At 62.7% G+C, this 14,857-nt stretch carries 13 protein-coding genes and 2 tRNA genes; 4 read left to right on the forward strand and 11 right to left on the reverse strand.

Annotated elements, in window-relative coordinates; genetic code table 11:
• Nucleotides 1-146: 146 nt before the first annotated feature.
• The 8 genes from pheT to ACFJI2_RS14170 form a co-directional block, all read right to left on the reverse strand.
• On the reverse strand, nt 147-2,573 hold the full coding sequence (gene pheT, locus ACFJI2_RS14135; protein ID WP_377705596.1) for a phenylalanine--tRNA ligase subunit beta: 2,427 nt from the start codon (nt 2,571-2,573) through the stop codon (nt 147-149).
• A gap of 12 nt (nt 2,574-2,585) precedes the next feature.
• On the reverse strand, nt 2,586-3,602 hold the full coding sequence (gene pheS, locus ACFJI2_RS14140) for a phenylalanine--tRNA ligase subunit alpha (protein ID WP_107868562.1): 1,017 nt from the start codon (nt 3,600-3,602) through the stop codon (nt 2,586-2,588).
• A gap of 100 nt (nt 3,603-3,702) precedes the next feature.
• Entirely contained in the window at nt 3,703-4,062 is a 360-nt protein-coding gene (rplT, locus tag ACFJI2_RS14145) for a 50S ribosomal protein L20 (protein WP_028833836.1), read from the reverse strand.
• A 25-nt stretch (nt 4,063-4,087) separates the two neighbouring features.
• Entirely contained in the window at nt 4,088-4,285 is a 198-nt protein-coding gene (rpmI, locus tag ACFJI2_RS14150; RefSeq protein WP_028101212.1) for a 50S ribosomal protein L35, read from the reverse strand.
• 165 nt (nt 4,286-4,450) lie between these two features.
• Entirely contained in the window at nt 4,451-4,996 is a 546-nt protein-coding gene (gene infC, locus ACFJI2_RS14155; RefSeq protein ID WP_377705838.1) for a translation initiation factor IF-3, read from the reverse strand.
• Between the two features lie 29 nt (nt 4,997-5,025).
• Nucleotides 5,026-6,933 carry a threonine--tRNA ligase gene (thrS, locus tag ACFJI2_RS14160; RefSeq protein WP_028833834.1) on the reverse strand — a complete coding sequence of 636 codons (1,908 nt, stop codon included), beginning with the start codon at nt 6,931-6,933 and terminating at the stop codon, nt 5,026-5,028.
• A gap of 214 nt (nt 6,934-7,147) precedes the next feature.
• A tRNA-Val gene (locus tag ACFJI2_RS14165) sits at nt 7,148-7,224 on the reverse strand.
• A 43-nt stretch (nt 7,225-7,267) separates the two neighbouring features.
• Nucleotides 7,268-7,344, reverse strand: a tRNA-Val gene (locus ACFJI2_RS14170).
• A 108-nt stretch (nt 7,345-7,452) separates the two neighbouring features.
• On the opposite strand from ACFJI2_RS14170, the gene ACFJI2_RS14175 reads away from it, so the two are divergent.
• The gene (locus tag ACFJI2_RS14175) at nt 7,453-7,899 is read left to right on the forward strand and encodes a cache domain-containing protein (RefSeq protein WP_377705598.1); all 447 of its coding nucleotides are present in this window, start codon (nt 7,453-7,455) and stop codon (nt 7,897-7,899) included.
• Entirely contained in the window at nt 7,896-8,810 is a 915-nt protein-coding gene (locus ACFJI2_RS14180; protein WP_377705600.1) for a cation diffusion facilitator family transporter, read from the forward strand. The genes ACFJI2_RS14175 and ACFJI2_RS14180 overlap by 4 nt, the downstream gene beginning before the upstream one ends.
• Nucleotides 8,811-8,912: 102 nt before the next feature.
• On the opposite strand, the gene ACFJI2_RS14185 is transcribed toward ACFJI2_RS14180, so the two are convergent.
• From ACFJI2_RS14185 to ACFJI2_RS14195, 3 genes are all read right to left on the reverse strand, one after another.
• Nucleotides 8,913-11,162 carry a RelA/SpoT family protein gene (locus ACFJI2_RS14185; protein WP_377705601.1) on the reverse strand — a complete coding sequence of 750 codons (2,250 nt, stop codon included), beginning with the start codon at nt 11,160-11,162 and terminating at the stop codon, nt 8,913-8,915.
• 71 nt (nt 11,163-11,233) lie between these two features.
• Nucleotides 11,234-11,584, reverse strand: a complete 351-nt coding sequence (locus ACFJI2_RS14190) for a RidA family protein (RefSeq protein WP_107868557.1) — start codon at nt 11,582-11,584, stop codon at nt 11,234-11,236.
• Between the two features lie 20 nt (nt 11,585-11,604).
• A complete protein-coding gene (locus ACFJI2_RS14195) occupies nt 11,605-12,486 on the reverse strand; it encodes an alpha/beta fold hydrolase (RefSeq protein WP_107868556.1) in 882 nt (293 codons plus the stop codon).
• A 112-nt stretch (nt 12,487-12,598) separates the two neighbouring features.
• Here ACFJI2_RS14195 and ACFJI2_RS14200 point away from each other — a divergent pair, with 112 nt between their 5' ends.
• Entirely contained in the window at nt 12,599-13,393 is a 795-nt protein-coding gene (locus ACFJI2_RS14200) for a 3-hydroxybutyrate dehydrogenase (protein ID WP_377705602.1), read from the forward strand.
• Nucleotides 13,394-13,537: 144 nt separating this feature from the next.
• The gene (locus ACFJI2_RS14205; protein ID WP_377705840.1) at nt 13,538-14,848 is read left to right on the forward strand and encodes a dicarboxylate/amino acid:cation symporter; all 1,311 of its coding nucleotides are present in this window, start codon (nt 13,538-13,540) and stop codon (nt 14,846-14,848) included.
• Nucleotides 14,849-14,857 lie beyond the last annotated feature (9 nt).

The raw sequence follows: 14,857 nt of genomic DNA on the forward strand, positions 1-14,857 counted from the left end.
ATCCAGGGCGGATTCGAGTACGGCGGTATCAACGTCGTTGTTATTAATTTTGCTGCCCTGCCTATAAAAAGAACAGGAACCCGGCGGTGGCCGGATTCCGGATTGGCATATTGCCCTCGGCGGCTTAAAGCCCGCTTAGAACCTGCTTACGCGCGCAGCCTGGCGCCGTGTTTTTGCATCGCCGATTCAGCCAGCGCACTCATCACAGCGTCCACCACGTCGTCCTGCAGGGTATTTTGAGTATCTTGCAAGCTAAAGCGGAAAGCAAGCGATTTCTCGTCCGCTTCCAGCCCCTTGCCGCGATATTCATCAAACAAAACAATGGCTTGCACCAGCTTGCCATGCGCGTGGACAGCCTGCGCGGCAGCGAAGGCGTCGAGCAGATCCTGCGCCGGCACAGTTTGCTTGACCACCAGCGCCAGGTCGCGCGTGGCGCCCGGGAACTTGGAGATCTCGCTGTACTTCGGCACATTGCGTTGCTGCAAAGCAACGGCGTCCACTTCGAACAACACCGGCGCCTGAGGCAGGTCGTACTTCTGCAGCCAGCGCGGATGCAATTCGCCGATAAAGCCGATCACTTTGCCGTCCAGCTCGATGTTTGCCGAGCGGCCGGGATGCAGCGCCGGGTGCGCGGCCTTGCTGAAGCGCAGCGTTTGCGGCGCGAACAGCTGTTCCAGGTCGGCCTTCACGTCGAAGTAGTCCACCAGGCGGGTCGCCTGGCCCCACTGCTCGTCGGCGACAGGGCCGTAGGCCAGGGCTGCCACGCGCTGCGGCTGGCTGTAGCCGGCCACGCTCAGCGGGCCGTCCTGCACCGAGGCGTCGCGCTGGTAGATCGCGCCCAGCTCGAACACGCGCACGCGGTTGGTCTTGCGGTTCAGGTTGTAGCGCACATTGGCCACCAGGCTGCCGATCAGCGAGGAGCGCATCACGCTCAGCTGGCTGGCGATCGGATTCTGCAGCTTGATCGGGTTGTCGTTGCCGCTGAAGTCCAGTTCCCACTGGGCTTCCACGAAGCTCATGTTCACCACTTCCTGGTAGCCGAGGTCGGCCAGCTGGTGGCGCACGGCGAACAGCGAGCGGGTGTTCTCGGGCGCGATGCGCATGGTGTTCGGCGCCACCGGCGCCACGGCCGGGATGTTCTCGAAGCCGTACACGCGGGCGACTTCCTCGATCAGGTCTTCCTCGATTTCGATGTCGAAACGGTAGGAAGGCGCGGTCACGGAAAACACGCCATTGTCCAGCGTGAACTGCAGGCCGAGGCGGGTGAAGATGTCGGCCACCACCTCGTCGGTCAGCGGCACGCCGATGACCTTCTGGGCGCGCGCGGTGCGCATCTGCACCGGCTTGGGCTGCGGCACGTTGACGATCTGGTCATCCACCGGGCCGACTTGCGTGGCCGGGGTGCCGCAGATTTCCACCAGCAGCGAGGTGATGCGCTCGATGTGCTCCACGGTGGTGGCGTAGTCCACGCCGCGCTCGAAGCGGTGCGCCGCGTCGGTCGAGAAGTTGTACTTGCGGGCGCGGCCCTGGATGGCGTTCGGCCACCAGAATGCCGCTTCCAGGTAGATCGATTCGGTCTCCAGCGACACCGCCGTGGCGTCGCCGCCCATGATGCCGGCCAGCGATTCGAGTTCCTTGTCGTCGGCGATCACGCCGACCCACTCGTCCACCGGCACGGTGTTGCCGTTCAGGAGCTTGAGCGTCTCGCCGGCTTTGCCCCAGCGCACGTCCAGGCCGCCGTGGATCTTGGCCAGGTCGAACACGTGGGTAGGACGGCCCAGTTCCAGCATCACGTAGTTGGAGATGTCCACCAGCGCCGACACCGAGCGCTGGCCGCTGCGCTCGAGGCGCTGCTTCATCCACTCGGGCGTGGCCGCCTTGGCGTTCAGGTTGCGGATCACGCGGCCGGAGAAGCGGCCGCACAGGTCCGGCGCCGAGACCTTCACCGGCAGCACTTCGTCCATCGTGACAGGCACGGGGCGGAAGGTCGGCAGGTTCAGCGGCACGCCGGTCAGGGCCGACACTTCGCGCGCCACGCCCAGCACCGACAGGCAGTCCGCCTTGTTCGGAGTCAGCTTGATGGTGAACTTCAGGTCGTTGAGCGCGTAGTAGTCGCGGAAGTTCTGGCCCACCGGCGCGTCGTCCGGCAGTTCCAGCAGGCCCGAGCCCTCTTCCGACAGCTTCAGTTCCTTGGCCGAGCACAGCATGCCCTGCGACTCCACGCCGCGCAGCTTGCCCACCTTGATTTCAAACGGCTTGCCGTCGGCGCCCGGCGGCAGCACGGCGCCGGCCATGGCGCACACCACTTTCAGGCCCGGGCGCACGTTGGGCGCGCCGCACACGATGTTGAGCAAGGTGCCGGTGCCCACGTCCACCTGGCAGACGTTCAGGCGGTCCGCGTCCGGGTGCTTGGCCATTTCGCGCACGTGGCCCACGACCACGTTCGAGAACGGCGGAGCGACCGGCTCCACTTCTTCCACTTCCAGGCCGGACATGGTCAGCATGTGCGCCAGTTCATCCGACGTCATTTTCGGATCGACGAGAGTGCGCAGCCAATTTTCAGAGAATTGCATATTCGTGGTGCCTCAGTTGAACTGTTTCAGGAAACGCAGGTCGCCTTCGTAGAACAGGCGCAGGTCGTTGATGCCGTAACGCAGCATGGTCAGGCGCTCCAGGCCGGAGCCGAACGCGAAACCGATGTAGCGCTCGGGATCGAGGCCGAAGTTGCGCACCACCGTCGGGTGCACCTGGCCGGAGCCGGACACTTCCAGCCAGCGGCCCTTCAATGGACCGCTGCCGAAGGCGATGTCGATCTCGGCCGACGGTTCGGTAAACGGGAAATACGAGGGGCGGAAGCGCACCTGCAGGTCGTCGGTCTCGAAGAAGGCCTTGACGAAGTTCAGGTACACGCCCTTCAGGTCGGCGAAGCTGATGTCCTCGGCGATCCACAGGCCTTCGACCTGGTGGAACATCGGCGAGTGGGTGGCATCGCTGTCGACGCGGTAGGTGCGGCCCGGCGCGATCACCTTGATCGGCGGCGTGTGGCTGCGCGCGTAGCGCACTTGCATCGGGCTGGTGTGGGTGCGCAACAGCAGCGGCTTGCCGGTGCTGTCGTTGCCGTCCACGTAGAAGGTGTCCTGCATGGAACGGGCCGGGTGGTTTTCCGGGCTGTTCAGTGCGGTGAAATTGGTCCAGTCGGTTTCGATCTCCGGGCCGCCGGCCACGTCGAAGCCGATCGAGCGGAAGATTTCCTCCACGCGCTCCCAGGTGCGCATGACAGGGTGCAGGCCACCGCCGGCGCGGCCGCGGCCTGGCAAGGTGACGTCGATCTCTTCCGCGTTCAGGCGGGCTTGCAGCTGGGCTTCGGCCATGGCGTCGCGGCGCGCGGTCAGCGCGGCTTCGATCTGCACTTTGGCGGCATTGATCAGCGCGCCCTGCGCTTTTTTCGCGTCCGGGTCGAGCTTGCCCAGGCCCTTCATCATGTCGGTGATCTGGCCGGTCTTGCCCAGATACTTGGCTTTGGCGTTTTCAAGTGCGGCGGCGTCTGCGGCGGCGATAAAGTCAGCACGTGCCGAGACGACCAGTTCTTCCAGGGAGTTCATGCAATATTCCTGTCGTGGAAATTAAAAACGGGGCACAGGTTCACACCTTGCCCCGCTCTCATGCGCTGCCGGAAGCAGCGCTACGCATCAAACGCTGATATCAGGCAGCGATTTGTGCTTTGACGGTGTTGACAATCGCGGCGAAGGCCGGCTTGTCCATCACAGCCATATCGGCCAGAACCTTACGGTCCAGCTCGATGTTCGCCTTCTTCAGGCCGTTCATGAATACGCTGTAGGTCACGCCATGCTCACGGGAAGCGGCGTTGATACGGGCGATCCACAGGCGGCGGAAGACGCGCTTCTTGTTACGGCGGTCGCGGTATGCGTACTGGCCAGCGCGCATCACTGCTTGCTTGGCAATACGGTATACCTTGCTACGACGACCACGGTAACCCTTGGCCAGGTTCAGTACTTTTTTATGACGGGCACGCGCAGTAACCCCACGTTTTACTCGAGGCATATTAGCTCCTTAAATGAGTGTGAGATTAAGCGGTAGGCATCATACGCAGTACGGACGTGACGTCCGACGCGTTGATGTTACGGGTACCACGCAGCTGACGCTTGTTTTTGGTGGTCTTCTTGGTCAGGATGTGGCGCTTGAAAGCCATACCCGATTTGACGGTACCACCTGGACGCACGCGAAAACGCTTTTTCGCGGAGCTTTTGGTCTTCATTTTTGGCATAACACATCTGCCCTCTTACGGGCAGCTCCAAATTAACAGGATTGCAGGTGGCAGCACTACGCTGCGCTTAGAGGCCTGCTTTCACTTGTTGATGCAGCGGCCCTTCTCACGACGGCCACTACATTTTGCGGAACGCGATTATATATCAAATTCCGCAAATTCTTCTTATTTCTTCTTCTTCGGCGCCAGGACCATGATCATCTGGCGGCCTTCCATCTTCGGGAACTGCTCGACCTGGCCGTACGGCTCCAGGTCAGCCTTCAGACGCTCGAGCATGCGGAAACCGATATCCTGGTGCGCCATCTCACGGCCGCGGAAACGCAGCGTGATCTTGGTCTTGTCGCCTTCATCGAGGAACTTGATGAGGTTGCGCAGCTTGATATTGTAATCGCCGTCATCGGTGCCGGGGCGGAATTTGACTTCCTTGACCGAGATGACTTTCTGCTTGAGCTTCGCTTCGTGGGCTTTCTTCTGCTCCGAATACTTGAACTTGCCGTAGTCCATCAGACGGCAGACTGGTGGATTCGCCGTTGGGGCGATTTCCACCAGGTCGACGTTCGCTTCTTCCGCCAGGCGGAAGGCTTCGGCCAGGCTCACGATACCGAGCGGTTCGTTGTCAACCCCGCTCAGACGCATTTCGGGAGCGGTGATTTCGCCATTGATGCGATGCGACTTGTCAGTAGCTATTGTAGTTTCCTTTAAAAATCTGATGAACGGCCGGTATGCGAGTTTCCTCGGAGTCAGGCTTTGTTGGCAACGTCCTGCTGGAGTCGCTCAACCAGGGCGTCGAGGGTCATTACGCCCAGATCGACATTCCCACGTGCCCGCACGGCCACAGTATTGGCATCCCGCTCTTTGTCGCCGACAACAAGGATGTACGGCAGTTTTTGGACGGAATGTTCGCGTATTTTATACGTAATCTTCTCGTTGCGCAAATCGGTCTGCACGCGGAAGCCCTGTTTACGCAGCTTGGCGGCCACATCGTTCACGTAGTCGGCCTGCGCATCGGAGATGTTCAGCACCGACACTTGCACCGGTGCCAGCCACATCGGCAGCGCGCCCGCGTAGTTCTCGATCAGGATGCCGATGAAGCGCTCCAGCGAGCCGACGATGGCACGGTGCAGCATGACCGGCACCTGGCGCGAGTTGTCGGCCGCCACGTATTCGGCGCCCAGGCGCTGCGGCATGAAGAAGTCGACCTGCATGGTGCCGACCTGCCATGGGCGGCCCAGCGAATCCTTCAGGTGGTATTCGATTTTCGGGCCGTAGAAGGCGCCCTCGCCCGGCAGCTCGGTCCATTCCACGCCGCAGGCGCGCAGGCCCGAGCGCAGCGCTTCCTCCGCCTCATCCCACACCTCGTCGGTGCCGATGCGGTTGTCCGGGCGCAGCGCCAGCTTGACGTCGATATTGGTGAAGTCGAAGTCGGCATACACTTCCATCGCCTGGGTGTGGAAAGCCACCACTTCCGGCTCGATCTGCTCGTGCATGCAGAAGATGTGGCCATCGTCCTGGGTGAAGCCGCGCACGCGCATGATGCCGTGCAGTGCGCCGGACGGCTCGTTGCGGTGGCACTGGCCGAACTCGCCGTAGCGCAGCGGCAGGTCGCGGTAGGAGCGCATATTGCTGTTGAAAATCTGCACGTGGCCCGGGCAGTTCATCGGCTTCAGGGCGTAGGAGCGGTTTTCCGATTCCGTCACGAACATGTTTTCGCGGTAGTTGTCCCAATGGCCGGTCTTGCCCCACAGGCTGGAATCGAGGATCTGCGGCGCCTTCACTTCCTGGTAGCCGTTCACCTGGTATTTGTTGCGCATGTATTGCTCAACCTGTTGCCAGATGGTCCAGCCCTTCGGATGCCAGAACACCAGGCCCGGCGCCTCGTCCTGGAAGTGGAAGAAGTCCAGCTGCTTGCCCAGCTTGCGGTGGTCGCGCTTTTCCGCCTCTTCCAGCTGGAACAGGTACTGCTCCTGGTCTTCCTTCTTGGTCCAGGCGGTGCCGTAGACACGCTGCAGCATCTCGTTCTTCGAGTCGCCGCGCCAGTAGGCGCCGGCCAGCTTCATCAGCTTGAACACCTTCAGCTTGCCGGTCGACGGCACGTGCGGGCCGCGGCACAGGTCGGTGAACTTGCCTTCGGTGTACAGCGACACGTCTTCATTGGACGGGATCGAGGCGATGATCTCGGCCTTGTAGTGTTCGTTGATGGACTTGAAGTAGGCCACGGCCTCGTCGCGCGGCAGCACCTTGCGGGTGACCGGCTCGTCCTTCTTGGCCAGCTCGGCCATTTTCTTTTCAATCGCCACCAGGTCTTCCGGGGTGAACGGGCGCTTGTACGAGAAGTCGTAGTAGAAGCCGTTTTCGATCACCGGGCCGATGGTCACTTGCGCGTCCGGGAACAGCTCCTTGACGGCGTAGGCCAGCAAGTGGGCGGTCGAGTGGCGGATCACGTCCAGGCCTTCGGCGTCGCGGTCGGTGACGATGGCGACGTCGGCGTCCTTCTCGATCAGGAAGGAGGTATCGACGACCTTGCCGTCAACCTTGCCTGCCAGCGCGGCCTTGCCCAGGCTGGTGCTGATATTGGAGGCCACCTGGGCCACCGTTACTGGCGCGTCGAACTGACGCACGGAACCATCGGGAAGTCGGACTGCAACCATCATGCTCTCCAGTCGGCACAAATGCCGGATAGTGGGTGAAACGAAATTGGGAAACTGCGACAGGGAACTGCGGACGAAAAAAAACGCGGGCTAGCCGCGTTTTTCTTCAAATGTGATAGCAAAAGAAAGCCGGTGACTAGCGTTACTTACTAACCTTGGTAGTAGTTCGCGGTGTCATAACCGGATTGCCTTTCTCGCTCTTACATAATGTTGGTGGTGGGCGGTGAGGAATTCGAATCCCCGACCCCTTGGATGTCGACCAAGTATTCTAACCAGCTGAACTAACCGCCCTAAGGTACTGCTTTTACTACAAAAACCATCTTACTACATGTTCTGGTGGGCGGTGAGGAATTCGAATCCCCGACCCCTTGGATGTCGACCAAGTATTCTAACCAGCTGAACTAACCGCCCGAAGACCAGCATTATAGAGAGTGAAAATCGACTCCGCAAGGGGCAAATGTGAAAACATTGCTCTAGCCCACTATGCTATATTCAGTTGTTACGCAAAATACCAACAATATGAAACAGTTGTTAACTTTCCTGGCCGCCGCGCTGCTTGCGCTGGGCGCGCGCGCCAGCGACCACGGCACGCCGGCCGACGCCCTCGACCTGATCAACAAGACCGCCGCCTACCTGGTGGACCAGGGACCGGCCAAGACCTTCTTCGAAGCCAGCAATCCCAAGGGCCGCTTCATCTACCGCGACCTCTACATCGTTATTTACAACAAGCATGGTAAGGTAATGGCGCACGGGGCCATTCCGCGCCTGGTCGGCCTCAACGTGTACGACTACCGCGACGAGGACGACAAATACTTCGTGCGCGAAATCCTGGACAAAGCCAGCAAAGGCCAGCAAGGTCCGGTCGACTATAAATGGGTACATCCGCTGACGCGGCAGATGCAGGCAAAATCGGCCTGGTTCCGCCAGGTCGGCCAGTACGTCATTACTTGCGGCACCTACAAATGACCATGCACACCGATACCGACACCACGCACCTGCACGCGCACCGCGCCGGCGACGCCAAGCACAAGCACTACACGGGAGACCGCAGCCTGAAAGTACTGGGCTGGGCGGTGGCGCTGACCCTGGGCTTTGCCGGCGTGGAAGCGGTGTTCGGCTTCCTGGCTAACTCGCTGGCACTGATCTCGGACGCCGGCCATATGGTGACCGACGCCGCCGCGCTGGGCCTGGCCCTGCTGGCGCAACTGATCGCCAAGCGGCCGCCGTCCGCGCGCTATTCCTTCGGCTTCGGCCGCGCCGAGGCCCTGGCCGCCTTCGTCAACGGCCTGCTGATGCTGGGCGTGGTGGGCTGGATCGTGTTTGAAGCCGTGCAGCGCTTCAGCGCGCCGCAGCAGGTGCAGGGCGGCACGGTGTTCGTGGTGGCAGGGATCGGCCTGTGCGTGAACCTGGCGGTGGCGTGGGTGCTGTCGCATGACCAGAAGAGCATGAACACGCGCGCCGCGCTGGTTCATGTGATGGGGGATTTGCTGGGCTCGGTCGCCGCGCTGATCGCGGGCGCGGTGATCTGGTACACCGGCTGGATGCAGATCGACCCGCTGCTGTCCATCCTGGTGTCGCTGCTGATCCTGAAATCGACGGTGGACATCCTGCGCGAGTCCTACCACCACCTGATGGAGGGCGTGCCCGGGCAGATCGACTACCTGCAAGTAGGGGCTGACCTGGAACAGGTGCCGGGCGTGGAATCCGTGCACGACCTGCATGTGTGGTCGATGTCGCCCGGCCAGCCGGCGCTGATCGGGCACATCGAAGTGCGCGACCTGCAGGACTGGCCGGCCATCCTGGCCGCCATCAAGGCCATGCTGCTGGTGCGGCATGGCATCGACCACGTCACCTTGCAGGCGGAGCTGGCGCAGTAGTGCGGCGGGTTACGCACTGCGTGCTAACCCGCCCTACGCAGCCTCCCCGCCTATATCACCGTAGGGCGGGTTAGGCGCGCAGCGCCGTAACCCGCCAACACGTCACGACCGGCGCGCCTCCAGCACGCCGCTGACTTCGGCAATCGCCGACAAGGCCTTCTGCAGCTGCGCCGTGGAACCGATTTCCGCGGTGAAGGTCATGCGCGCCTGCCCCTTCGCGCTTTGCGTGTTCACGCCGATCACGTTGAGCTTTTCGCGCGAGAAGATCTCGGAAATATCGCGCAGCAGGCCCTGGCGGTCGCCCGCCAGCACGAAGATGCCGACCGGGTACACCGTCTCGTTGACCCCGCGCCCCCACTCGGTGACGATCACGCGCTCCGGCGCCTTGGCGCGCATTTCAGCAAAGTTCTTGCATGTAGCGCGGTGGATGGACACGCCCTTGCCGCGCGTGACGAAGCCGACGATGCTGTCCGGCGGCGCCGGCTTGCAGCACTTGGCCAGCTGCGTCATGAGCCCGTCCGTGCCCACCACCAGCACGCCCGACTTGGCGCCCTGCTCCACGCTGGAAGCGCGGCTCTTGCCCAGCACCACCGCATCTTCCACTTCCACCGGCTCGCCCGTGTCGTGCAGCGCCTGCTCCACGTGGCGCAGGCTGAATTCCTCCTTGCCCACCGAGATGAACATGTCGTCCACCTTGGCGAAGCCGAGCTTGTTGGCCAGCGCCTCCAGGTTGACGGCGGTCTTGCCCTCGCGCTGCAGCGATTTCTCCACCATGGCGCGGCCGTGCGACAGCGTTTCCTGCTGGTCGATGGCGTGGAACCAGGCACGGATCTTGGAGCGCGTGCGGGTGGCCACCGTGTATTCCGGGTTGAGCCAGTCGCGCGACGGCCCCGCCGTGCCGGGCGCGCCCTTGGCGGTGATGATTTCGCAGGTCTGGCCGTTCTTCAGCGGCGTGTTCAGCGGCACCATGATGCCGTCCACGCGCGCGCCGCGGCAGCGGTGGCCCACGTCGCTGTGCAGGTGGTAGGCGAAGTCGATCGGCGTGGCGCCCACCGGCAGCTCCAGCACGCGCGCCTGCGGCGTGAGCACGAAGATGCGGTCGTCCAGCGAGGCCGACTTCAGCTTTTCCACCCACTCGCGCTGCACCTCCTCCTGGCCCACCACGGTGTCGGCCACGTCGGATTTCCAGGCCAGCAGCTGGCGCAGCCAGGCGATTTTCTCGTCGTATTTCTGGCCCTGGAAGTTGGAGCCGCCCTCCTCCTTGTAGCGCCAGTGCGCCGCCACGCCGTACTCGGCGAAGTTGTGCATTTCCTGGGTGCGGATCTGCACTTCCAGCGGCCGGCCGTCGTCGGCCGTCACCACCGTGTGCAGCGAACGGTAGCCGTTCGGCTTCGGGCGCGAGATGTAGTCGTCGAATTCCTTCGGGATCGGGGTCCAGATGTTGTGCACCACGCCCAGCACCGTGTAGCAGGTCTTCACGTCGTCCACGATGACGCGGAAGGCGCGCACGTCGTACAGTTCCGAAAAGTCCAGCTCCTTGCCGCGCATCTTGCTCCAGATGGAATAGATGTGCTTGGGCCGGCCGAACACTTCGGCCTTGATGCCGGCGCTGTTGAGTTCGTTCTGCAGGCGCGTGATGGAGGACGAGACGAAGCCCTCGCGCATCATGCGCTTTTCTTCCAGCATCTTGGCGATGCGCTTGTACGTTTCCGGTTCGATGAAGCGGAACGACAAGTCTTCCAGCTCCCACTTCAGCTGCCAGATGCCGAGCCGGTTGGCCAGCGGCGCGTACAGGTCCAGCGTTTCGCGGCCGTAGGCATGGGTCACCTCGTCGAAGCGCTTGATGTCGGCGAAATAGCGCAAGGTGGTCACGCAGGAGGCCAGGCGTACCAGCACCACGCGCATGTCGCTGGCCATTGCCAGCAGCATCTTGCGCAGCGTTTCCACCTGGGCCACAGCCTGCTGGGCCGCGTTCTTGCCGCGCCCGGGCGCGCTGGCCGGGTGGGTCTGGGTCAGCTCGCGCAGGCGGATCAGCTGGCGCACGCCGCTGACCAGTTCCGCCACGGCGGGGCCGAATTTGGGTTCGATATTCGGGGCCTGGGATGGGTCGAGCAGGGTTGCTTCGAACATCAGGCCGGCAACGCGGGTTTCCGCATCGATGCGCAGGAAAGCCAGCGTGCTGGCCACGCCGACGGCGAAGTCGAACGCGCTCTGGCCGCTGCTGCACGTCTTGTCGCCATACGCTGCGCTGGCCAGGTCAAGCGCGGCCAGCACCCGCGCGCCGTCTTCGGCCGACAGGCCCTGGACCAACTGGTCCGACGTTGCGCTATTCAGCGCTGCGATAGAAACCATGTTACCTCTCAGTTACCGCTACTTCAGTTAAAACCGGTGCCGCTCCCGCCGGACGGGAGCGGCGAATGCCATTAACGCTGTGCTGCGACGACCACTACTTCCACCAGGCAGGCCGGGTTGGCCAGCTTGGCTTCCACGGTGGCGCGCGGCGGGGTGTGGCCCTGGGCGACCCAGCTGTCCCACACTTCGTTCATGCTCGGGAACAGGGCCATGTCCTTGATGTAGATGGCGGTGCTCAGGATGCAAGTCTTGTCGCTGCCGGCCTCGGCCAGCAGGCGGTCGACGGCGGCCAGCACCTCCTGGGTCTGGCCCACGATGTCCTTGCTGGTGTCTTCGGCGATCTGGCCGGCCAGGTAGACGGTGCCGTTGTGGATGGCGACTTCGGACAGGCGTTTGCCAACGTGCAGGCGGGTGATTTCCATACTATTCTTTCTAAAAATGGTTATTGATCAAGTAAAAACTTCTTCGCAATGGCGATCTGGTCGTCATGCAGGAAGGTGGGAGCGTGACCGACGTCCGGTATCTCCACCAGCGTGGCTTTTGGCCCGCGCTGCGTCATGCTTAAGGCTGTGGCGGGCGACAGCAAATCCGATTGCGCGCCGCGCACCAGCAGGGTCGGGCAGCGGATCGCGTCATAGGCGGCCCACAGCATGGCCTCGTCGGCGCGCGCCGACTCCGGCGTGGCCGAGCGGAACGGCTGGGCCAGTCCCATATCATAGTGGCGAACCCACTGGCCGTCCTTGTCCTGGCGCAAAACATCGGCAGCCAGCTTGTGCCATTCCGCGTCCGTGTGCGGGCCGAACGGCAGCGACACGTCGCGCACGAACTTGGCGCCCAGTTCGAACGTCGGGAAGCGCAGGTCCTGGCCGATGTAGTCGCCGATGCGCTGCAGCGCGTCCGGGTCCAGCACCGGTCCGATATCGTTGAGCACCAGTTTGCTGATCGGGTTGTCCGGCAGCGAGGCCAGACCCATGCCGATCAGGCCGCCCATCGAGGTGCCGAACCAGTCCACGGTCTGGCGCGGGCCGCGCGCGGTCACGCGCGCCACCAGGGTCACCATGTCGGCCACGTATTGCGGCAGGCGGTACAGTTCGGGATTGCGCAGGCGGCCGGAACGGCCCCGGCCCACGACGTCCGGCGCCACCACGCGGTAGTGGCCGGCCAGCGCGCGCGCCATGTTATCAAAGTCGTCGGAAACACGGGTCACGCCGTGCACGCACACCAGCACGTTGGGATTGTCTTCGTCGCCCCACTCCTTGTAGGCCATCTGGTGCAGGCCGCTGGGCGAAATGCACTGTACAGACTTTATTTTTGCCTCGATCATGCTGATTCCTTTTTTTCAACGTACGACATTTTACCCGGCGTTGCGCTTAAAATCTTGAAGAAGTGTAGCGCACGCATTTCCCAACCGACAAACACCCTCATAAAGGAACTCCATGGCCAGCACTCTCCTCCGCGGCAAGACCGCACTTGTCACCGGTTCCACGTCCGGCATCGGCCTGGGCATGGCGCGTTCGCTGGCAGCCGAAGGCGCCAACATCCTGTTCAACGGCTTCGGCGACGCCGCCGAAATCGCCGCCCTGCAGGCCGACACGGCGCGCGAATTCGGCGTGCAGACCGCCTATCACAACGCCGACATGTCGAAAGCGGCCGAAATCGAGTCGCTGTTTGCCTTCGCGGCCGACAAGTTCGGCGGCATCGATGTGCTGGTCAACAACGCCGGCATCCAGCACGTGGCCAACGTGGAAGACTTCCCGGTCGAGAAATGGGACTCCATCATCGCCATCAACCTGACCTCGGCCTTCCACACCTCGCGCCTGGCGCTGCCCTATATGCGCGCCAAGAACTGGGGCCGCATCATCAACCTGGCCTCGGCGCACGGCCTGGTGGGCTCAGCCGGCAAATCGGCCTATGTGGCCGCCAAGCACGGCCTGGTGGGCCTGACCAAGGTGACGGCGCTGGAAACGGCGCAGACCGGCGTGACCGCCAACGCCATCTGCCCCGGCTTCGTGCTGACCCCGCTGGTGCAGAAACAGGTCGATGCGCGCGCCCTGAAGGACAGCCTGAGCAACGAGGAAGCCAAGAAGGCCTTGTTGGCCGACAAGCAGCCGTCCGGCGAGTTCGTCACGCCCGAGGAACTGGGCGCGCTGGCCGTGTTCCTGTGCAGCAACGCGGCCAAGCAGGTGCGCGGCGTGGCCTGGAATATGGACGGCGGCTGGGTCGCGCAGTAAGGCAGGCGGCGCCCGCCGCGCTATTGTGGATGTCCCCAATGTGGTTAGCCGCAATGTGGTTAGCCGCAATGGGGAAGCCCACAATAGCTGGGATATAAGGTTTCCCGCATGATCGCTCCACTTGGAGAGCCATTAGGGAGACCGATCATGAAAAAACCATTCTACAAAGTCCTGTACGTACAGGTCTTGTTCGCCATTCTGTGCGGCGTGCTGCTGGGCATCTACCTGCCCACCGACGCCGTGGCCATGAAGCCGCTCGGCGACGGCTTCATCAAACTGATCAAGATGATCATCGCCCCGGTCATCTTCTGCACCGTGGTGTCCGGCATCGCCGGCATGCAGGACGTGAAGAAAATCGGCCGCGTCGGCGGCAAGGCCCTGCTGTACTTCGAGGTGGTGTCCACCTTCGCGCTGGTGATCGGCCTGTTCGTGGCCAACCTGCTGCGTCCGGGTGACGGCTTCAACGTCGATCCAGCCACCCTGGACACCAAGGCCATCGCGCAGTTCACCGAAAAAGCCAAGCACCAGTCCACCATCGACTTCGTGATGAACATCATCCCGAACACGGTGATCGATGCCTTCGCCAAGGGCGACATCCTGCAGGTGCTGCTGATTTCCGTGCTGTTCGGCTTCTCGCTGTCGCTGCTGGGCGAAAAAGGCCGGCCGCTCGCCAAGCTGATCGATGAACTGGCGCATGCCATCTTCGGCATCGTCAACATCGTCATGAAACTGGCCCCGCTGGGCGCGTTCGGCGCCATGGCTTTCACCATCGGCAAATACGGCATCGACTCGCTGCTGCCGCTGGCCAAGCTGATGGGTTCGTTCTACCTGACCTGCTTCCTGTTCATCTTCATCGTGCTGGGCTCGATCGCCAAGTTCACCGGCTTCTCGATCGGCCGCTTCATCAACTACATCAAGGAAGAACTGCTGATCGTGCTGGGCACCAGCTCGTCGGAAAGCGCGCTGCCTTCGCTGATGCGCAAGCTGGAAAAGCTGGGCTGCGCCAAGCCCGTGGTCGGCCTGGTGGTTCCTACCGGCTACTCCTTCAACCTGGACGGCACCAACATCTACATGACCATGGCCGCCCTGTTCGTGGCCCAGGCCACCAACACCGACCTGACGCTGGGCCAGGAGCTGACCATCCTGGCGGTGGCGATGCTGACCTCCAAGGGCGCCTCCGGCATCACCGGCGCCGGCTTCATCACCCTGGCCGCCACCCTGGCCGTGGTGCCGACCATCCCGGTGGCGGGCATGGCGCTGATCCTGGGCATCGACCGCTTCATGAGCGAAGCCCGCGCGCTGACCAACTTCATCGGCAACGGCGTGGCCGCCGTGGTGGTGTCGAAGTGGGAGAACGAGCTGGACGTGGAGACCATGCACCGCGAACTGGCCAACCCGACGCCGATCAATGACGAGGCGGCCGCCGTGACGCCGGCAACCGCCAAGGCTGCCTAAGCCTTAGTT

The sequence above is a fragment of the Pseudoduganella sp. UC29_71 genome (genome assembly GCF_042693265.1).
In the GTDB taxonomy this organism is placed as follows: Bacteria; Pseudomonadota; Gammaproteobacteria; order Burkholderiales; family Burkholderiaceae_D; genus Rugamonas.